This is a genomic window from Ectorhizobium quercum (assembly GCF_026552795.1).
GTDB lineage: Bacteria > Pseudomonadota > Alphaproteobacteria > Rhizobiales > Rhizobiaceae > Ectorhizobium > Ectorhizobium quercum.
In genome coordinates this window covers 392,020-411,038 of the sequence record NZ_JANFPI010000001.1, presented here as the reverse complement: position 1 = coordinate 411,038, position 19,019 = coordinate 392,020, and the positions used below count along the sequence as shown (strand labels likewise).

Sequence of the window (19,019 nt, the reverse complement as noted above, 5' to 3'; positions counted from 1 at the left end):
GCCCCCTTAGGCGAGACTGCCGATCATGTCGGGACGGAAGCCCGACCAGTGCGTTTCGCCGGCGACCACCACGGGCACCTGCCGGTAGCCGAGGCCCTGGACCAGATCGAGGGCGGCCGCATCGCGCGAAATATCGACGACGTCATAGGGAATGCCCTGCCGGTCGAGGGCGCGGGTAGTGGCGGTGCATTGGACGCAGGCGGGCTTGCTGTAGACGGTGACGGTCATGGGTTCCTCGTGAGACGTGAAAAGGCGCATGCGGGATCGTTCCGGCGCGGCAGGCGCCGGTCGAGAGAATGGATAGCAAAAGGACGCAACGGGCCGGGACGGCCTGACGGATCAGGAGCCGGGCAAGCGGAAACGGATCGAAACGGACATGGACTTCACCCCGAAGCTGACGATTGGCGACGCTTCGGAGGCTGCGGCGCGCCCGGCCTGATGCCGTGCGAAAACCGCGACCTGCCGGACACCCCGCCGGTGGACGTTCACGCGCTGAGGCAGGTCTCCTGGCTCGCAGGTCAACGCTCCCGCCCCGCCTTCCCGGGCTTTCGGCCCAGTGGCATTTCGGAACGGGCGCTCGCCGCTTACAGTTGCGGGGGCAGCTCCGGAATTGCAGCCATGACAGCCGCGCACCGGATTCCCGTCTTAGCCCGCGATCTTTCGAATCGCGAGAACCTCAGACACAAGATATAGTAGACATCGTGAATTTTCCGTCAACAAATTCCTATATCTGCTCCCCACATTTTTACGAGAGAGGCCAGCCGCGATCACGCGGCGGTGGGGCAACCATAGCCGTCGATGGCCTGCGCACAGAGCCGTGCGGGCGCTTGCCGGAAGCGACGGGACAAAGGCCGTCCACGCCGTCCATCCGGTGAATGTCACGGTTTTCGGTGTGGGGGAACCGGAGATCAGGGAACGATCAGCGTTCCCGCACCGCCCTCGGTGAAGATTTCCAGCAGCACGGCATGCGCGGTCTTTCCGTTGAGGATGACCACGCCCTGGACGCCCGCATTGATCGCGTCGATGCAGGTTTCCACCTTCGGGATCATGCCGCCCGAAATCGTGCCGTCGGCGATCAGGGCGCGCGCCTGCGACACGGAAAGTTCCTTGATCAGCTCGCCGTTCCTGTCGAGCACGCCGGGCACGTCCGTCAGGAAAAGAAGGCGCGTGGCGCGCAAAGCGCCGGCAATGGCGCCGGCGAAGGTGTCGGCGTTGATGTTGTAGGTATGGCCGTCGCGGCCGGGTGCCACCGGGGCGATGACCGGGATCATCTCGGACTTGGCGAGCAGATCGAGCAGCGTGCGGTCGACTTCGACCACCTCTCCGACGAAGCCGAGATCGAGGATGCGCTCGATATTGGAGTCGGGATCGCGCACCGTCTTGTTGGCCTTTTCGGCGAAGACCATGTTGCCGTCCTTGCCGCACAGGCCGATGGCCCATTCGCCCGTCTGGTTGATGAGCGCGACGATCTCCTTGTTGATCGACCCGGCCAGAACCATCTCGACGATTTCGACCGTCTTCTGGTCCGTCACGCGCAGGCCGCCCTCAAACTTGGATTCGATGCCCATCTTGTTCAGCATAGCGCCGATCTGCGGCCCGCCGCCGTGGACGACGATGGGATTGACGCCGGACTGTTTGAGCAGCGCGATATCGCCCGCGAAAGCCTTGCCCAGTTCGGCGTTACCCATTGCATGGCCGCCATATTTCACGACGATCGTCTTGTTCTCGTACCGCTGCATGAAGGGCAGCGCCTGCGCCAGAAGCCGGGCCTGGGTTTCACTTTCCGAAGCGCTCATTCGATCCTCCATGCCTGTGTGTCGCGGCCTTTTAGACCATGTTGCGATCCGAGGGAATAATGGCCGAAAATATTACGCAACTGTGACATTAAGTGCGCCTCCATCGCCCATTGAAGAATTGACAGTTCGGCCAAAGCAGGAAAAATGGTTAACAAAAGGCTAATTCCGGAAATGTTCCGGACTATTCGGACAGCAGGAACACACGATTATGACAGTACCCGTGGGAGGAACCGGCAGTGGCGCGCATGACGAAGTGCTGGCCGGCGAATATGTCCTGGGCGTATTGCCGGCAGATACGGCGCGGCAGGTGGAGTCCCGTGTGCGGACCGACCGCCACTTCGCGGCGATGGTCCGGCGCTGGCAGGAAAATCTCAGCGATTGCGACGACGGCGATGCCGATCCCTGGATGCTGGCGGGCAGCGACCGCGTGCCGGGCGCGCGCCTGGCGCCGGGCTTCTCCATGTCCCGCCTCAAGGCTTGGCAGTCGTTCGCCTTCTGGCGCGGCTTCGGCTTCGCGGCGCTCGGCCTGCTGGCGCTCTATGCCGTGATCGAGAGCCGCAACACCGTCACGGCGCCGGCAGCGCCCGTCGAGGCGGCGGCCAGCGTGCTGACGCCGGTCTACGATCCGGCGGCCGGACGCATCATCGTCGATATCGCGACGCCGGCGAAGCCGTTTCTCAACGTCTGGCTGATCGAAAGGGCGGGACAGGCGCATCTGCTGGGCAAGGTGCCGGCAAACGGCACGGTGGCTCTCGACGCGGACATGAAGCAGCGGCTGGCCGACGGCGCCAGCATCGCCGCCGTGCCGGTCGATTAAAGCAATTCCGGGAAAAGTGCGCGGCCGATTTCCGTCCGGAATCGCCTCAAGACAATGAGATGAAGCGGTTCAGCCGGGCAGGCCGAGCGTCCGGGCGATCTCGGCGCGCAATTCGTCGAGGCCCGAGGCTTTCTCCGACGATGTGGCCAGGATTTCCGGATAGGCCGCCGGGCGCTTGGCGATCTTCGCCGCCGTTTCGGATATCAGCCGCGGCACGCCGGCCGCCTTGATCTTGTCCGTCTTGGTCAGAACGATCTGATAGGAAACGGCCGCCTTGTCGAGCAGGCTCAGCACTTCCTCGTCGTTCTTCTTGATGCCGTGACGGCTGTCGATCAGCACGTAGACGCGCTTCAGGGTGGCGCGGCCGCGCAGATAGTCGAAGACCAGCTTCGTCCAGGCATCCACCTGCTCCTTCGGAGCCTGCGCATAGCCGTATCCGGGCATGTCGACCAGCGCCGCCGGCGGCAGGTCGTCGCCCTGCCCCGAATAGCCGTCGGGCACGAAATAGTTCAGTTCCTGCGTGCGGCCCGGCGTATTCGAGGTACGCGCCAGCCCTTTCTGGCCGACCAGCGCATTGATCAGCGACGACTTGCCGACATTCGAACGGCCGGCGAAGGCAATTTCCAGCGGGCCTTCCGGCGGCAGGAACTTCATCGACGGCACGCCCCGGATGAACACCCAGGGATGGCCGAAGATCGGTCGTTCAGTCTTGCGGTCGGCCTCGGCCATGTTCGCTTGTCCTCGCTGCGTCCGGGACCCTGACGATCCCGCTTCATCAAGCAAAACCCCGGGGACCGGCCCCGGGGTTCGATTTCACTTCTCGGTGGGCGCCGATCCCTTTCGTCGGAACAGGCCCTTGAGATTGTCGAACAGCTCGATCTTCGCGCCGTGCTTCTTCATGATCAAGGCCTGCTGGGCGACCGAGAGCGTGTTGTTCCAGGCCCAGTAGATCACCAGACCGGCCGGGAAGCTCGCCAGCATGAAGGTGAAGACCAGCGGCATCCAGTTGAAGATCATCGCCTGCGTCGGGTCTGGCGGCGTCGGGTTCATGCGCATCTGCACGAACATGGTGATGCCCATGATGATCGGCCAGATCCCGAGATGCAGGAAGGCCGGAACATCGTAGGGCAGCAGGCCGAACAGGTTGAACAGCGTCGTCGGATCGGGCGCCGAAAGGTCCTGGATCCAGCCGAAGAACGGCGCGTGGCGCATTTCGATGGTGACGTAGATCACCTTGTAGAGCGCGAAGAACACCGGAATTTGCAGGAGCAGCGGCCAGCAGCCGGCCAGCGGATTGATCTTCTCCGTCTTGTAAAGCTCCATCATCGCCTGCTGGAGGCCCATGCGGTCGTCGCCGAACTTCGCCTTCAGCTCCTCCAGCTTCGGCTGGACGCGCTTCATGTTCGCCATAGAGGCATATTGCTTGTTGGCGAGGGGGAAGAAGATCAGCTTCACGACGACGGTCGTCAGCAGAATCGCGACGCCGAAGTTGCCGATGTAGCGATAGAAGTAGTCCATCAGCTTGAACATCGGCTTGGTGATGAAATAGAACCAGCCCCAGTCGATCATCAGGTCGAAGCGCGGGATGGCGTACTGCTCCTCATAGGCATCGACGATCGGTACTTCCTTGGCCCCGGCGAAGACGCGGGTCTGAAGCTCGACCGGCTGGCCGGGCGCAACGGAAAAATCCTCGTTGCGGTAGTCCGCCTGGTAGCGCGGCTGACCGTCCTTGAAATGCGCGAAGCGGGAATCGAAGACCGCGTCCTGCGGCGGCACGAGGGCGGCGGCCCAGTACTTGTCGGTGATGCCGATCCAGCCGCCGGTCGCCTTGGCGTTCTCGATCGGCTTCTCGTCGACGCTGTCGTAATGCTCCTCGATGAAGGAGCCGTCCCTGCCGATGACGCCGAGGAAGCCTTCGTGCAGAACGTAGATGGAGGGCGTCGTCGGCTTGTTGGCGCGGGTAATGCGGCCATAGGAGGCCAGCGTCACCGGCTCGGAACCGGCATTCTCGATACGGTCGGTGACGGTGAAGAGGTAATGCTCGTCCACCTCGATCCGGCGGGTGAAGGTCACGCCCTTCTCGTTCACGAAGCGCAGCGTGACCGGCGTCGTATCCGTCAGCCGCGAACCTTCGGCCACTTCCCAGACCGTCGCCGGGCCGGGCACGGTGCCGGACGTCTCGCTTCTCACGAAGCCGAGTTCGGCGAAATAGCTGTTCGGGGCATCGGAGGGGGAAAAAAGCGTGATGATCGGGCTCGTCTGCTCGACCGTCTCCCGATATTCCTTCAGGTGGATGTCGTCCAAGCGGGCACCGGTCAGATTGAGCGTGCCGGAAATGGAGGGCGTGTCGATCTCGACGCGGGCCGAGCGGGCAAGCGCCTCGTCGCGCGAGAGGGGCTGCGCGGCCGTGGTTGCCGAGGGAACGCCGGCACCGCCGGTTGCGGAACCCGCCCCGCCCGGCTGCGCGGTCTGGGGCTGCGTCTGCGTCTGGGCGGCGCGTTCCGCTTCCTGGGCCTGGCGCCGCTCCAGACGCGGGCCCATGTAAAGAAACTGCCAGGCGAGCACGATGATCACGGACAGGACGATCGCCACCAGATAATTTCGATTCTTTTCCATCACTCTTTCCTGGGGCCTTTGCCCTGACTTCGCTTTGGACCGGGCCGGCCTTTCACGCGCGCGACAAGTTCGTTTGCCAGACGATCGAACGGCGCCGTCAGCGCCTCCCGACGGGCGACGATCACATAATCATGTCCGGGCTGCATTGCAATTGCGGCATGGAGCCTGACAGCCTCCCTGAGACGCCGCTTCATCCGGTTTCTCTCGACCGCATTGCCCTGCTTCTTCGTGACCGTGAAGCCGGCCCGCGGGGGCGTGTCGGGACGCCGCCGGTCGAGCACCTCGAGAAGAAACAGGGGACCCCGGCGCTTCTCGCCCTCCCTGACGGCGAGAAATTCCGGCCGGCTTTTCAGCCGCCCGGGCATCTGTTCCAAAGTCTGTGGGTCCGTCATTCCGGCAACCTCAAGACATCACCGGAAGGGCCGGAACCCTGCCGGCGCGTTCATCCCCGGACCTCGGCGACAAGGATCGGGGCGCGAGGCATCAAGCCGACAGACGCTTGCGGCCGCGGGCGCGGCGGGCGTTCAGAACGGCGCGGCCGCCCTTGGTTGCCATGCGCGCACGGAAGCCGTGACGACGCTTACGGACGAGCTTGGAAGGCTGATAGGTACGCTTTGTAGCCATGTTATTTAAATACCGCGGAGTGCGGCCCTTCTTGATCTGAGCGTTATGATTGCCGAACGGTGCATTACCTTTGCCCGGAAGGCAGGCGGCAAGCGGCCGAACGTGCCGGCTTATAAGGGCATGCGGCCCGAAAAGTCAATCGCCGCAGGGCGAAAGCCGGATCACACTATTTTTGGGAAGAGGACCCCAACGCTTCGTTAAGCACGGCGCCGTAGACTGGGCAGGAAACGCAAGCGGTGCGAATGCAGGGGAGAACATCCGGCCGCTTGCAGGATATGTGGAGGACAATCCCTTGAGTATCGGACGCAAGATCAATCTGCTGGTGGCCTTTGCCAGCCTCATGGCCATCATCGTGAGCATCGTTTCGCTTTATGCTCTTTCCCAGTATCACAGCAAGTCGCAAGCCTACGAAACGGCGGCGACGCGCGCCTACCAGGGCGAGCGGCTCAACCGGCTCGTGACGGCGGTCGTCATGGAGGCCCGCGGGATCTACGCCTCGAAAAGCTCCGAGGATGCGAAAAGGTTCGGCGACGGCCTCACGAGCACCCTCTCCGACATTCGCGGCCTGCTGGCCGAATGGGACAAGCTGGTTCCCGCCACGCAGCGCGCCGAATTCGACAGGATGGTCCAGCAGGCCCGCGAATTCGAGGCGTTCCGCTCGGAAACGGTGCGTCTGGCCGAAACGGAAGGTCCCGCCGCCGCCAACACCCAGGGCAACAACGAGGCCAACCGCGCCAACCGCAGGAATTTCCAGGCGGCGATCGATTCCATCGTGGATTCCGACAAGGCCGAACTCACCGCCGTGACCGCCAGCCTCGCCAGCTTTTCCACCATGATCGTGGAACTCGTGCTCGGCGTCACGGCCTTCGGCATCGTCACCGGAACGGGCGCCGGCTTCTATGTCGCCAACCGGCAGATCAGCCGGCCCATCCGCGAGATCACGACGTCGATGCGCGAAGTCGCCGACGGTCGCTACGAGACGGACATTCCGCATACCGGACGCCGGGACGAGATCGGCGCGATGGCCGGCGCCGTCGCTGTCTTCCGCGACAACGGACTGGAAATCCAGCGCCGCGACAGCGAGGAAAAAGCCATGCGGGCGCGCAGCGACGACCTTCAGGCCGGGCTTTCCGTCGTCGTCGCGGCCGCCGCCGAGGGCGATTTCAGCCGCCGCATCGACAAGACCTACGACGACGAGAACCTCGACCGTTTCGCGGCAAACGTCAACGCGCTGCTGAACGGCGTGGAAACCGGCCTGACGCAGACCGGCGAAGCCGTGTCCTGGCTGGCCGAAGGCGATCTGACCCGGGGCATGCGCGGCGAATTCCGCGGCGCCTTCGCAGACCTTCAGCGCAACTTCAACAGCGCCCTTGACGCGCTCCGCGCCGCTCTCGGCGACGTTCGCGCCAATACCGACCAGATCGAGGCCAATGCCGGGGAACTGCGCAGCGCCGCCGACGATCTTTCCAGGCGCACCGAGCAGCAGGCCGCCGCGCTGGAGGAAACCTCCGCCGCGCTGGACGAGATCACCGCCGTCGTGACCGCCTCGTCGGAGCGCGCGCAGGAAGCCAGCACGATGGTGGCCGAAGCGAACCGCAGCGCCGCCGAATCCGGCGCCATCGTCCGCGACGCCATCGCCGCCATGAACCGCATCGAACAGGCGTCCGGCGAAATTACCCAGATCATCAACGTCATCGACGAGATCGCCTTCCAGACCAATCTTCTCGCGCTGAACGCCGGGGTCGAGGCCGCCCGCGCCGGCGAGGCCGGCAAGGGGTTCGCCGTCGTGGCGCAGGAAGTGCGCGAACTCGCCCAGCGCTCGGCAACCGCCGCAAAGGACATCAAGGAGCTGATTTCCAAATCCGGCGATGCCGTGAAGAGCGGCGTCACGCTGGTGCAGCAGACCGGCACGGCGCTTTCGGGGATCGAGACCCGCGTTCTGACGATCAACGACCACATCCAGTCGATCGCGACGGCCGCCTCCGAACAGTCCTCGGGGCTCAAGGAAATCAATACGGCGATCAACCAGATGGACCAGGTGACGCAACAGAACGCCGCGATGGTGGAGGAGACCTCCGCCGCCACGTCCCGGCTCTCGTCCGACGCGCAACGGTTGCTCAGCCTGGTGGACCGCTTCCGGCTGGGCGAAGCAAAGACACCGCGTCCCGCCGCCGTCCGCGCCGGCACCGCGCCGGTCGCCTCACCGGCGCGGGAGATGGCTGCCAGGGCTGCCGCGGCCTTCGCCGCGCCGCCGCTTGCCCGGGCGTCCGGCGACTGGCAGGAGTTCTGATCGCCGGCTGCTTCCTTTCGCCGCGACAGGGGGCTGGAAATCGCGGTGCAGCGCTTTAGAATAGGCGCATAAGCAAACCGTTGCCCGGGGGCGTGACGACCCTCCGGCGGCGAGACGCCAGAAAGGCAAAGCCGGACGATGGACCAGAAAGCCGAAGCGGAGCACGGGCAGCGGGCGATCGAACGCCTGCCGGGCTTTTTCCGCGGCCTTTCCGGCCGGCTGCTGGCGCTGACGGTCGTCTTCGTCATGCTGGCGGAAGTGCTGATCTTCGTGCCGTCCATCGCCTCCATGCGCCTGCGCTGGCTTCAGGACCACCTCGCCATCGCCGCCGCGGCCGGGGTGGTGATCGACGGTCTTCAGGCGGAACTCCCCCCTTCGGTCCAGGCCGACACGCTGCTGGCGACGGGCGCCCGCGCCATCGTGCTGCGCAAGGACGGCACGTCGCGGCTGATCGCGGTGTCGGAGGACATGCCGGGCGAGGTGGACGGCCATTACGACGTCGGCCACACCGCCCTCGTGGCAACCGTCAGCGACGCGTTCGACACGCTTCTGTTCGGCGGCTCGCGGCTGATACGCGCCTACGGCACCCTGGGCGACACCGACATGGTGGTCGAGCTGGTGATGCCGGACGAGCCGTTGCGCCGCGCCATGCTCGTCTATGCCCGCAACGTGTTCGCCATCTCGCTGGTGATTTCGCTCATCACGGCAGGGCTCATCTACGTGTCGATCAACCGCATGATGATCCGACCCGTGCGCAGGCTGACCAACAGCATGAGCGATTTTTCCGCCGACCCGTCCGATCCGGCCCGCATCATGGTGCCCGACACGGGCGGCGACGAGCTGACCATTGCCGGCCAGCACCTCGCGGCCATGCAGACCGAACTGCAACGGACGCTCAAGCAGCAGAAGAACCTCGCCGATCTCGGGCTGGCCGTCTCCAAGATCAACCACGACATGCGCAACATTCTCGCCTCCGCCCAGCTCATATCGGACCGGCTGGTCGACGTGGACGATCCGATGGTCCGCAATTTCGCCCCGAAGCTGCTGCGCACCATCGACCGGGCGGTGGGCTATACGAACGAAGTGCTCTCCTATGGCCAGACCACCGAGGCCGAGCCGAAACGGCGACGCCTGCCGCTTGCGGCGCTGGCGCGCGAGGTGCGCGACATGCTGGGCCTCGACGCCGCGGGCGGCATCGAATTCGTCATCGCCATCGACCCCGGTCTCGAGGTGGACGCCGACAGCGAGCAGCTTTTCCGCGTCATCAACAATCTCTGCCGCAATGCCCATCAGGCACTCGCCTCGATGATACCGGGCGATCCGTCGCTGCCGCGCCGCATCACCGTTTCCGCTGAAAGGCGGGGCACGGTGGTGGCCATATCCGTGGACGATACCGGCCCGGGCATGCCCGACAAGGCACGCGAGAACCTGTTCCGGCCCTTCCGCGGCGGCGTGCGCTCGGGCGGCACGGGACTTGGCCTCGTCATCGCCCGCGAGCTCGTTCTGGCGCATGGCGGCACGATCGCACTGGTCGAGAAATCGACGCCGGGCACGGAATTCCGGATAGAAATTCCCGACCGCCCGGTCTCCCTGCATGACTACCGCCAGCGGAGAAGCTGACATTTCCCGTATAATCAACAGGTTACATATTTCTTCCCGAAAAAATTTCCTCGTGCGGAGAAATTCGCTTGCAATCGAACCGGCGACGTTTTAGAGGATCGCCACGCAAGCGCAACGCCGCTCGCCACCGCCGAAACGGCACGCACCCGTAGCTCAGCTGGATAGAGCACCAGACTACGAATCTGGGGGTCAGGAGTTCGAATCTCTTCGGGTGCGCCATTTTTTCAATAACTTAGCCGATCATCGCAGACTAGAAAATCAAATTAGTCCGCGATTTAGTCTGCGGAACTTGTCTCCTCGCTACGACGCTCCATCTACTACACGATCCGTAGTTCGCCCCTGAATTTCACGATCGCTGATTTTCAGATCGGGCAACATCTACCTCGTTTACGCGACCATCCTTCATAGGCAGATCCGTATCGGGCGAGAAATCTCAGCCATCATCCTCCCACTGCCGCTATGAAACACAGAACGGGGGGACTACCTATGCCAATAGGCCGCAACCAATTGCTCTTCCGGCTTGACGCCCCGGTCGGAGAGAACGGATCGAATGCGCTTCGCAGCATCTGCTTCACATGCGGCCCAGACGAACCGTCGGGAGGATGCGGCAGGAATTTCCATCGTACGCAGTACATCCGGAAGGATACTGGCGGAGCCCTGCTTTCCACGATAAAGCCACCGAGTTTCGATCATAGCCTTACTTTCCATAGGAATCGTATCCTGCTGCGTCGCGACTTCCACGACAAGCTTTACGGTCACGGTTTCGTCGAGAGACGCGATAAGGCGACGAATCGCGGGAAGAGCGGTTTCATCTCCCGCAAGAAGATAGGATCGGGCCGGGCGAAGTGCCTTGCCGATCGGTCCGGTAGCCCCCACACGATCCAGTGGTTTGGCCTGCCGGGCCCAGTCTGCTCCCGGCCCGTTCGCTCCATGCAGCAGGAATTCGACATTGATCGTGCCTGCAACCGAATCGACCGAAGAGATCGTGTACGTCCGCCAAAGAGGTTTTGGATGATCCGCTCTTGGCTCTCCATTCGCATCCGACCGGATGACTGATGCCGTGACCTCCTGAAAATTCAGCATGAGACGCAGGTGGATACGATCCGCTCTGTCGAACGACGCTGCATGAGAAGTCCGAAAGGTAATGCGACGATTTTTCGGGGAAAGATCTTCTACGCCAGCAACCGTCAATACAAGAAGGCCAGGCGGAAGAACGGAACTGCGACAGTTCTCGCCCCATTCGATTCTCCCCTCACCATCGCATGCCCCGGAAACGGCGTCCTCAAGCCATAGTTTAGAAAAGTAGAGCGTATCGGTATCGACCGCTGTGATCTCTACGGAAATATTGCTGTCGGATAATCGCAAGGCAGCCGACAAGTCCGGCATTTCAACGAAAAGAGTGTCATTCAGCTTTCGAACGCTGACGTCGTGCTGGCGCAGGTGAGCGTGAAGCCTTGCAAGCACAAGGCTTGCGTCATCACCCGGCATGATCGTCGCATTCGCGACATGAGGCAATCCGCGACGAAAAACGGCATCATCGGCCAGCACGTCAACCTCGTCATCGTTCATTTAAAGTCCCTCATCCGGCGCATGCGCCGGATGCCAGAGCCGGTCGGAAAAAAAGCGCTGTCTGGAGATCGACATGATGGCCGCCCGCTTTGTGGGCAGGTCAACGCTTTTGATATGGGAAAAGCCCGAACGTTGCAGGTTACGCAATTGCCGGAAATGCCTGCTGCTGGGCTCCTGAATGATCCGTTCCGTGCGGGCATCGTCCAAGAACATGAGATGCAACAGTGAGGGAAGCCACGCCGTATACCAGGGCTGCCCCCTGAACGCATCTTCCCCGACGATCACGTGGCAGCCCCGGTCATAGTCGCCAGCGTCGCAAAAAGTGCCGATGATGTCTTCCTTGGCCCAATAGATTTCAAAGTAGGAAAAAGCTTTCTCATCGAACCTGCCGATCAATGGAATGATATGCGGGTCCGAGAACATTCCCTCCAGATACCGACGATGCCGGTCTTCGTCTCCAGCCTCATTCCAGAATTCGTTGACTCTCGGATCGTTCATCCAGCGGTGGATGTCAGGCAGGTCCTCCAATGTCGCAACGTCGAAAGAAAGAGTCCCTCCGAGCCAGGGAATGAAACGGGCATACAACCTGCCCTGCGGTTTAGGCGGGCGCGACGGGTGTGCGATCCTTCCATCGTATACGTCGTGGCGCGGATAGGGCTGGTGTCCGGAGGTCATCCACAAATTGGCTGTTTGCCAGAACATATCTGCCAGAACGTATGGCTGCGAGAACAAGCCATCCACAAGGATATGAGGCCCATGCTGGCGGAATTCCGGCAGAAGAGACAACCAGTAGTCGCCTTTCAGCGACAGCGAACGCAGATTTGGGTATGTCGCAAAGAGATATTCGAAAACCGCGCAGGCAAAGCGCCGTCCCTGGGCACCATGCGCCGCCCCTTCGACGGCCTCGAGTTCCGTGAGCCCCTCCTGCAGGGACAAACGGAAGAAGGCAGTTTCAGCCCCCGCGGACGACACTGACACGATCGGCCCCGCTCTTCGGACAGCGTTCATGGCCTTTCCGTCGAGATGAAAGGTCTTGAAGACGAGGTCGTCCGCGGTCTCCATCAAGAAGCCGGCCCCGTAGGACGCGCTCGCGCGTTGCTGCGCCACAAGCGAACGATCCATCAGAAGACCTTCGTCAGAGACACCGCAAAGGTTCGTCCCCGACCTTTGTAGTCAAATATGGCCTCATCCGCGAGCGCACCATAGAGCGCTTTGGCGCGTGCGCCCCAGACGGTCGTATAGTCGTTGTCAAACAGGTTGAGGACGCCAAAGCGGAGCGTCGTGTCCGTATTCTCGAACGTATAGGAGCCGGTCAGGTCGAACAGGGTATATCCGTCGATCTCGTAGCCGTCGGCATCGTCAAGCTGAAAGACATGTTGCCCGGAGAATTTCAGGCTGAGAGTATCGTTCGTCCAGCCGAGATGACCGCCGAGCTTGGAAACGCTTGCCGTTCCGATAGATTCGTTTTCCCATCCTCCATCGGCTTTAACCTCCGTTTTCACCCAATGCCCGGACGCGCCGACATCAAAGCCGTGGTCAAGCCTGACGCTGCCGCTGGCTTCAATCCCGTATACGCGCCGTTCCTGATCGACCACATCCACGGCGAGCGTGGTGCGGTTGAGATCGATCGACCGATCGGAAGTCGAATAATATCCGGCAGCTTCGAACCTGTATGTGCCATCGTTGAAACGATAGCCGACCTCAAAGGAATTGGTCTTGATGGCCTCGAGCGCGGAATCGCCCACGTTCACGCTCCCCAGAAGAGAGTAGACGCCGCCTGAAAGTGCATAATTTCCAATGCCGTAGTATTTTGCCGGATCAGGCAGCTCGAACCCCTGGCTGAAATTGGCATAAACTTCCTGGGTGTCCGTCAGTTTGTAGGCTGCACCGGCGTTGAAAAGGGCGGCGTCATAGCTGACCTCGCCACCGGGAATGACATCCGCGGAGGTTGCCGTGCCGTTGAGAATGGCGATCTGCTGGGCGGCGCCGACGAAATCAGATACTTCCGTCTTGATGTATTGATAGCGCACGCCACCATTGATCGTCAGTCGATCGGTCGCTTCGTAGGCCGCCTGTACGAAGCCGGCAACGGTGGAAACGTCGATATCGGGGTAAAGGCCTACGATCCCGAGCGTGTCGAAGTCGAGCCCGCCGGTCTGCGCTGCTGTCGCCATGTCAAAGATATTCTGTTTGGACGTGAAAGAATCGCGGTCTGCATCGACGCCATAGGTAATCGTCAATCCATCGAGGGGTTTGGCAATAAAGGCCGCCTTCACGCTGTAATAGTCGGTGTCCTGCGAGCTTCCGCCGAAATAGAAGTAAGGGCTGGTTCCGGGAAACGGATTGAAGCGGATTCCTTCCCGCCGGAAACTCCCCTGGAGGAGGAATTCCTGCCCCAGCAAATCGTCGTCCGTATAGGTGGCGTTGAACATGGAGCGGCGGGTCTGCGGATTGAAGTCCGATTCATACCCGTTCCGCGTCTCGAACAGGTCGGGATTGGCGAGGGCCGCAAAATAGGGGCCATAATAGAGGCCGTAAGGCGAGTCCTGCTCGCTGTCGAAATATTGTCCCGACAGTTCCAGCCTGCGGCTATCGTCGATCTGAAAGCCGAGCGATCCCATGACGTCGATACGCTTGTTGAAAGCGGTCGACGTCTGCGTGATATCGGGGATCAGCATGGTGCCGTCACCGTCATAATAGGCGCCCGAGCGGGTGCCTGCGACCGACAGGCGCGCATCCCAGTACTCACCGTTGTACGTGACCGCTCCCGCCGCATTGCGGTCGAAGTCCCGGCTGCCGGAAAACCCGCTGGCCATGCCGCCGGTTGCCTCTCCATGCAGGCCCTCCTGCGCGTCCTTGCCTTTCCTGGTGATGATATTGATGACACCGCCCGTGGCATTGCCGCCGTAGATCGAGGTCGCTCCGGACAGCACTTCGACCCGCTCGATATTGAACGGATCGATGGAATCGAATTGGCGGCTCAGCGAACGCGCCGAATTCATCGAAACGCCATCGATGAGGATAAGTGCGGTTCGCCCACGAAGGTTCTGCCCGTAGGAGGTGCGCGCGCCTTCGCTGGCAGGATCGAAGCTTGGAATCGTTTTGGCGAGGATCTGCTGAAGCGATTTTCCTGAACGGGCCTCCGCCTGGATTTCCTCGGCATCGACGACATAGATCGTGCGGGCGGTCTGGGAGATCTGCTGGGGAATACGGCTGCCAGTCACGACGATCGGCTCAAGCACCGTGACGTTGCCGCTTCCCTCTCCATCTTGCGATGTGTCCTGCGCTCGCGCAGTCGCCGTTGCGGCGGTTGCAACGACGATCGCCAACAGGCTTGAGCCAACATTCCACTTTACGTTCATTTCGCCCCCGATGCGCAAAAACATGCCCACAGCCACCGAGCCGTGAAAAATACAAGACTGTTTTTGTCATGTTTTATGAGGTAAGAGATGGCGGGGCTTGGATTTGAGCGAACCTGATTTGGATAGATGCGAACATCAACAGGAAAGACAGGTTGATTTTCATGGAAGTAATCCGACCCCTGAAACTCGGAGCGTTCTCCCTGCCGGATTCAGAAAGCAGGCTCGTTTGCCGCACCATCCTGCTGGACATGCTGGGTGAGGCGACGATCACCGTCGAGGACGGCGATCTCGCCGGCGTCACCGGCCTTTTCTGGAAACACGTCGATCTTTCGCTGGCAACGTTGTACCTCCCCCGGATGCCGCTCCGCCTTACTGCGCATGGTGTCGACTCGCCGGATATCGTCATCATGCGGGCAATAGACGGTCCGCTCGTCGTTCACCACAGGCAGCGAACATTCGAACTGACGCCGCGTGACGTCATCCTGCTTCCCGCAGACAGGCGTTCGGAGATCGTTTTGCCGGAAGGCGGGCGATTCGATTGCGCTCACCTTCCGCATTCAGCGATGGCGCATGTTCGCAAGTCTGTCGATTGCGTCTTGCTGAAGCCCTTCCCCTCGGAATATCTGCCTTTACAGCTGCTGACGAACTACGCCGGCTATCTTTTGCGGCAGGAACATCAGGACAAACAGCATGCCAGCATGATGGTGGCGCATTTCTATGATCTGCTTCCGGTTCTGGCCCAGCACGTCAACGACGATGCCCTGCCCGATTCCCCGCAAAACCGCCTGGAAGCGATCAAGGCGATGATCGAGGAAAATCTGGCGGACGGCTCGTTTTCCATCGCCGATGTGGCGACGGCGGAAGGCATTACGCCCCGCGCCATCCAGAAGCTTTTCAGCCGGACAGGAACGACCTTCTCCCGCTACCTGCTGGAAAGGCGGCTCGTGCTCGCAAAGAACAAGATACTGGCCGATAATAGCGCCACCCCGATCGGCCAGATCGTCTACAGCGTCGGCTTCAACGACCTGTCCTATTTCAACCGGACCTTCCGCAGCCGCTACGGCATACGTCCCACGGATTTGCGCCGCATGGCGGCGCAAACCGAAAATGTGTAATCCCTGGATTTCGCGGGACGCCTTGATGCCCGCGATTTCAACTTGCCACAGCGCCGTCAGGCGGCGTCTTTCTTCCTGCGGAAATGGACAAGCGGATTGTCTACCATGCCCTGAAAATCCGGCGAGGGGCGCTCGTCGTCGTCGGCATAGCCGTGCGTGAACAGCCGCACACGGTTGAGGCAAAGCCGGGGATATTCATCCGTGAACAGATCGAAGATGGCGAAGCGCTCGGCCATGTCCGGGAAGCGCGCCTGATAGCGCCGGATGCTTTCGGCAGCCAACGCCCAGAAGGTTTCTTCCGAAAGCCCGGAACGCGTGTCGAGCAGAACCGACATGTAACGAAAGACGCAGATGAACAGTGTCGTCTGGATGAAATGGATGAGGAAATCCGGCGGCAGGCGCAGCAGGACTTCCTGAACTTCCTTCGGAAGGCTGGCGCTTTCGGGAAAATCCAGGTCGCAGACGATGACGTCATCGATAAAGTCGCGCAACGCCAGACGCTTCGGCAAACCATCTTTCAGAACAAGCGTCGCATTCTGCCCATGCGCGGAAAATGCAAGGCCATATCGGGCGAGAAGATGAAGGACCGGCGGGATGACGACATCGAAAAAGCGCGCAATCCAGTCTTCAACGCCGACACCGGCCTTTTCGGCGAGGGCCTGCACCACCGGCTTGCCATCCGTGCCCGCATGCAGGAAGGCGGCAAGGGGCATTCCGGTCTCTCCGGCTTTCAGATGACCGGCAAGACTGTCGCGCCACAGGCACCCCAGCATTTCGTTGAACTGGTAGGGTGCGCCGGAGATGGTGGAAAACTGGGGATGGACATAATGCATGCCCGCCCGCTCCCCGAGAAGGATGAGGCCGCAATCCCGCGAAAGAAAAGCGTCGTTTTCCAGAAGCCTGTCCAGCCATGTGGTCAATGGCGCTGCCGTCAGCGCCCGTTTGCCCGGAATGCCGCGATAGACGGCGGTATTGAGAATGGTCATGCACAGCTTCAGCGTCGATTTTCCGGGATGGCTGACATTCGACATGGTTCGGACGGACTGCTGCGGCACGTAGAGATCGTCCCCCTCCCCCAGCAGGACGATATGGCCGGAAGAAATCTCGGCGGCAAAGTGCGGCACGATCATGTGGTCCCACTGCCACGGATGGACCGGCATGATGTGGTGCGTTTCCTGCGACGCGCCAGCGGCCTGGAGCTTCGCGACGAACGTCGCGTAAAGCGCGTCGCCGAGCGCTTCTGCGACGAGCGCCTCGTTCGTCAAACCGTCTTCGGCCACGAAGGAGGCCCGCTGACGGCTGACGCCGATCCAGACGATCTTCGTCGCCGCGCGGTTTTCCGGCGTATAGGCGAGATAGTCGGCGTAACCGAGACCTATACGGCCCTTGCTGACCGTGATCCACGGATGACCGGTCGTTTCGCCTTCCATGCGGATATCATCGAGCTGCGCCAGATCCGCACCGGTCTTGTCGGCGCGGGCAGCAATATGGGCGTCCGACACCAGCGTGTTGCCAAGCTCGCGAATGAAATGGGCCACCGTCATCGGCTTGACGCCGAGCTCGGGCAGAATCTCCGCGCAGAAGGCCAGCGGATCGTGAGCCGGTGTGTCGAGACCGGCCGCGTGCCTGACGATGCTGTGTGGATCGACGGACAAATTGTCGAAGACATAGCGCCTGGCCTTGAAGCTGTAGGACGCGGCGGAAAAATCGATCCGGTAATGTCCGGGCCTGTCCTGTGTGACGGGGAAAATCCGCTCATAGGCGAATTCCTCGATGACCTTGGCCAGAAGGCGACGTGCCGTCTCTCTCCAGAGAGCCGGTGCGAAGGCGGGCTGAAGAAGCGTTTCAAACGGCGCGGGCATAGACGTCTCCTGAAATTCTCGATGACGGGATCTGGTCTTGCGGAACGCCAAAATTCTGGAAGGAAGATCTTGCCGTGACCCGGTAATGCTCCCGGTCGAGCAACTGGTTGATGATGACGGCGTTGCGGAAAGCACCAAGACCGAGGTCCGGTGCGCCGACGCCATGCTGGAAGGTTTCGGCATTCTGGATGAAGACGGCCCCGTTTCCACCATCGCGGCGCTCTGCGCGGAAATCGGCGCCGACGACGAGGTCGCCGTGCTCGCAGGTTGCGAGAACCTCGCCTTTCAATGTGTCCAGCCATTCGGGCCAGGCATGGCGGTATCCGGTCGCCGCCACGATGGCATCCGCCACGACGGCACTTTCCTCGCCGGAAAGATTGTGCCGGAGGCTGACCCTGACGCCATCGGAAGAACCGGCGCCTTCGACCGCAGTGACCTCGCAATTGGATGCGAGCGACAGGCCCGGATCGCGCCCGCCGATGGAACGCTCATAGAGAAGATCGAAAATGTCGGCGATGGTCGAAAAGCTGATTCCCTTGTAGAGAAGGCCCTGATCTGCAACCACCTGCCTGCGTGTCGATCTCGGCAGCTTGTGGAACTCATGCATGTAATCCGGCGTGAAATATTCCAGCCCAAGCTTGGAATATTCCATCGGGAAGAAGCCGGGCGAACGGGTAATCCAGCGAATGGAAGCTCCCTCGGCCACCCTTTCCGGCGTCAGTTCGCTGAAGAGCGCCAGCACGCACTCCGCCGCACTCTGGCCGGAACCGATCACGACCACGCGGTGGGCCCTTGTCAGTTCCTCCTTGCGTTTTGCAAATTCAGCCGAGTGGAAAACCGGAGAATTGCCATGCAGGCCGGTCCACTTCGGCAGATAGGGCGCGGTGCCGACGCCGATCGCAATATTGCGACTGCGGTAGCTGCGTGTCGCTCCGCTCAGAGAGCGGGTTTCGGTCACGAAGGTGTCCGAAGCGGAAACATGCCGCACATCGACAACGCTTTCGCCAAATTGGCAGCTTTTCAGCTGATGCGACGCCCAGCGGCAATAATCGTCGTATTCCTGCCGGGGGATCAGAAAATTCTCGTAGAAATAGAATTTGTAGAGTCGGTCATGCGCCGCCAGATAGTTGAGAAAGCTCATCCCGTGGGTCGGATCGGCCATCGAAACGAGATCGGCGAGGAACGGCACTTGCAGGGTCGTACCGGGCAGAATGAGGCCCTCGTGCCAGCGGAAGCCCGGCTTGCGTTCCAGAAACGTGGCCGAGATTTCCGGATGGGAGGAGAGAAGGGCGGCGAGGCCCAGATTAAATGGTCCTATACCGATACCGGTCAGGTCGAGTGTGGTCAT

The 19,019-nt window shown here is 61.5% G+C and carries 15 protein-coding genes, 1 tRNA gene and 1 riboswitch; of the genes, 5 read left to right on the top strand and 11 right to left on the bottom strand.

Features of this window, described 5'->3' with window-relative positions; all coding sequences use genetic code 11:
* Window positions 1-6 precede the first annotated feature (6 nt).
* On the bottom strand, window positions 7-228 hold the full coding sequence (gene nrdH, locus NOF55_RS01885) for a glutaredoxin-like protein NrdH (protein ID WP_306409616.1): 222 nt from the start codon (window positions 226-228) through the stop codon (window positions 7-9).
* A gap of 251 nt (window positions 229-479) precedes the next feature.
* Window positions 480-694, bottom strand: a riboswitch (cobalamin riboswitch).
* A 214-nt stretch (window positions 695-908) separates the two neighbouring features.
* Window positions 909-1,796, bottom strand: coding sequence for an acetylglutamate kinase (gene argB, locus NOF55_RS01880; RefSeq protein ID WP_306409615.1), 888 nt, complete (start codon window positions 1,794-1,796; stop codon window positions 909-911).
* Between the two features lie 208 nt (window positions 1,797-2,004).
* Between argB and NOF55_RS01875 the strand changes: the two genes are divergently transcribed.
* Window positions 2,005-2,613, top strand: coding sequence for a hypothetical protein (locus tag NOF55_RS01875; RefSeq protein WP_306409614.1), 609 nt, complete (start codon window positions 2,005-2,007; stop codon window positions 2,611-2,613).
* Window positions 2,614-2,682: 69 nt separating this feature from the next.
* Here NOF55_RS01875 and yihA read toward each other — a convergent pair whose 3' ends face one another.
* The 4 genes from yihA to rpmH form a co-directional block, all read right to left on the bottom strand.
* Complete coding sequence (gene yihA, locus NOF55_RS01870) at window positions 2,683-3,342, bottom strand: ribosome biogenesis GTP-binding protein YihA/YsxC (RefSeq protein WP_306409613.1); 660 nt, start codon at window positions 3,340-3,342, stop codon at window positions 2,683-2,685.
* A gap of 84 nt (window positions 3,343-3,426) precedes the next feature.
* Window positions 3,427-5,229, bottom strand: a complete 1,803-nt coding sequence (yidC, locus tag NOF55_RS01865; protein WP_306409612.1) for a membrane protein insertase YidC — start codon at window positions 5,227-5,229, stop codon at window positions 3,427-3,429.
* Window positions 5,229-5,621 (bottom strand): ribonuclease P protein component, encoded by a 393-nt coding sequence (gene rnpA, locus NOF55_RS01860; RefSeq protein ID WP_306409611.1) that lies wholly within the window; start codon window positions 5,619-5,621, stop codon window positions 5,229-5,231. The genes yidC and rnpA overlap by 1 nt, the downstream gene beginning before the upstream one ends.
* Before the next feature lie 91 nt (window positions 5,622-5,712).
* A complete protein-coding gene (rpmH, locus tag NOF55_RS01855) occupies window positions 5,713-5,853 on the bottom strand; it encodes a 50S ribosomal protein L34 (protein ID WP_306409610.1) in 141 nt (46 codons plus the stop codon).
* A gap of 292 nt (window positions 5,854-6,145) precedes the next feature.
* Between rpmH and NOF55_RS01850 the strand changes: the two genes are divergently transcribed.
* From NOF55_RS01850 to NOF55_RS01840, 3 genes are all read left to right on the top strand, one after another.
* Window positions 6,146-8,143: a HAMP domain-containing methyl-accepting chemotaxis protein gene (locus tag NOF55_RS01850; RefSeq protein WP_306409609.1), complete on the top strand. Its 1,998-nt coding sequence runs from the start codon at window positions 6,146-6,148 to the stop codon at window positions 8,141-8,143.
* A 138-nt stretch (window positions 8,144-8,281) separates the two neighbouring features.
* Window positions 8,282-9,763 carry a sensor histidine kinase gene (locus NOF55_RS01845; protein WP_306409608.1) on the top strand — a complete coding sequence of 494 codons (1,482 nt, stop codon included), beginning with the start codon at window positions 8,282-8,284 and terminating at the stop codon, window positions 9,761-9,763.
* A 142-nt stretch (window positions 9,764-9,905) separates the two neighbouring features.
* Window positions 9,906-9,982 (top strand) — tRNA-Arg (locus NOF55_RS01840).
* Between the two features lie 261 nt (window positions 9,983-10,243).
* On the opposite strand, the gene NOF55_RS01835 is transcribed toward NOF55_RS01840, so the two are convergent.
* The 3 genes from NOF55_RS01835 to rhtA are packed head-to-tail and all read right to left on the bottom strand — an operon-like array spanning window position 10,244 to window position 14,718.
* The gene (locus NOF55_RS01835; RefSeq protein WP_306409607.1) at window positions 10,244-11,332 is read right to left on the bottom strand and encodes a siderophore-interacting protein; all 1,089 of its coding nucleotides are present in this window, start codon (window positions 11,330-11,332) and stop codon (window positions 10,244-10,246) included.
* Window positions 11,333-12,454, bottom strand: a complete 1,122-nt coding sequence (locus NOF55_RS01830; RefSeq protein ID WP_306409606.1) for a GNAT family N-acetyltransferase — start codon at window positions 12,452-12,454, stop codon at window positions 11,333-11,335.
* On the bottom strand, window positions 12,454-14,718 hold the full coding sequence (rhtA, locus tag NOF55_RS01825) for a TonB-dependent siderophore receptor RhtA (protein ID WP_370868868.1): 2,265 nt from the start codon (window positions 14,716-14,718) through the stop codon (window positions 12,454-12,456). The genes NOF55_RS01830 and rhtA overlap by 1 nt, the downstream gene beginning before the upstream one ends.
* A gap of 137 nt (window positions 14,719-14,855) precedes the next feature.
* Between rhtA and rhrA the strand changes: the two genes are divergently transcribed.
* A complete protein-coding gene (rhrA, locus tag NOF55_RS01820; protein ID WP_306409605.1) occupies window positions 14,856-15,809 on the top strand; it encodes a rhizobactin biosynthesis transcriptional regulator RhrA in 954 nt (317 codons plus the stop codon).
* Window positions 15,810-15,865: 56 nt separating this feature from the next.
* Here rhrA and NOF55_RS01815 read toward each other — a convergent pair whose 3' ends face one another.
* A complete protein-coding gene (locus NOF55_RS01815) occupies window positions 15,866-17,671 on the bottom strand; it encodes an IucA/IucC family protein (RefSeq protein ID WP_306409604.1) in 1,806 nt (601 codons plus the stop codon).
* On the bottom strand, window positions 17,655-19,019 hold the full coding sequence (rhbE, locus tag NOF55_RS01810) for a rhizobactin siderophore biosynthesis protein RhbE (RefSeq protein ID WP_306409603.1): 1,365 nt from the start codon (window positions 19,017-19,019) through the stop codon (window positions 17,655-17,657). Before rhbE ends, NOF55_RS01815 begins: the two co-directional genes overlap by 17 nt.

Excerpts from the sequence above, each read along its gene's own strand:
- nrdH (WP_306409616.1), bottom strand. The coding sequence starts at position 228 with ATGACCGTCACCGTCTACAGCAAGCCCGCCTGCGTCCAATGCACCGCC.
- argB (WP_306409615.1), bottom strand. The coding sequence starts at position 1,796 with ATGAGCGCTTCGGAAAGTGAAACCCAGGCCCGGCTTCTGGCGCAGGCG.
- NOF55_RS01875 (WP_306409614.1), top strand. The coding sequence starts at position 2,005 with ATGACAGTACCCGTGGGAGGAACCGGCAGTGGCGCGCATGACGAAGTG.
- yihA (WP_306409613.1), bottom strand. The coding sequence starts at position 3,342 with ATGGCCGAGGCCGACCGCAAGACTGAACGACCGATCTTCGGCCATCCC.
- yidC (WP_306409612.1), bottom strand. The coding sequence starts at position 5,229 with ATGGAAAAGAATCGAAATTATCTGGTGGCGATCGTCCTGTCCGTGATC.
- rnpA (WP_306409611.1), bottom strand. The coding sequence starts at position 5,621 with ATGACGGACCCACAGACTTTGGAACAGATGCCCGGGCGGCTGAAAAGC.
- rpmH (WP_306409610.1), bottom strand. The coding sequence starts at position 5,853 with ATGGCTACAAAGCGTACCTATCAGCCTTCCAAGCTCGTCCGTAAGCGT.
- NOF55_RS01845 (WP_306409608.1), top strand. The coding sequence starts at position 8,282 with ATGGACCAGAAAGCCGAAGCGGAGCACGGGCAGCGGGCGATCGAACGC.
- NOF55_RS01835 (WP_306409607.1), bottom strand. The coding sequence starts at position 11,332 with ATGAACGATGACGAGGTTGACGTGCTGGCCGATGATGCCGTTTTTCGT.
- NOF55_RS01830 (WP_306409606.1), bottom strand. The coding sequence starts at position 12,454 with ATGGATCGTTCGCTTGTGGCGCAGCAACGCGCGAGCGCGTCCTACGGG.
- rhtA (WP_370868868.1), bottom strand. The coding sequence starts at position 14,718 with ATGTTTTTGCGCATCGGGGGCGAAATGAACGTAAAGTGGAATGTTGGC.
- rhrA (WP_306409605.1), top strand. The coding sequence starts at position 14,856 with ATGGAAGTAATCCGACCCCTGAAACTCGGAGCGTTCTCCCTGCCGGAT.
- NOF55_RS01815 (WP_306409604.1), bottom strand. The coding sequence starts at position 17,671 with ATGCCCGCGCCGTTTGAAACGCTTCTTCAGCCCGCCTTCGCACCGGCT.
- rhbE (WP_306409603.1), bottom strand. The coding sequence starts at position 19,019 with ATGACCACACTCGACCTGACCGGTATCGGTATAGGACCATTTAATCTG.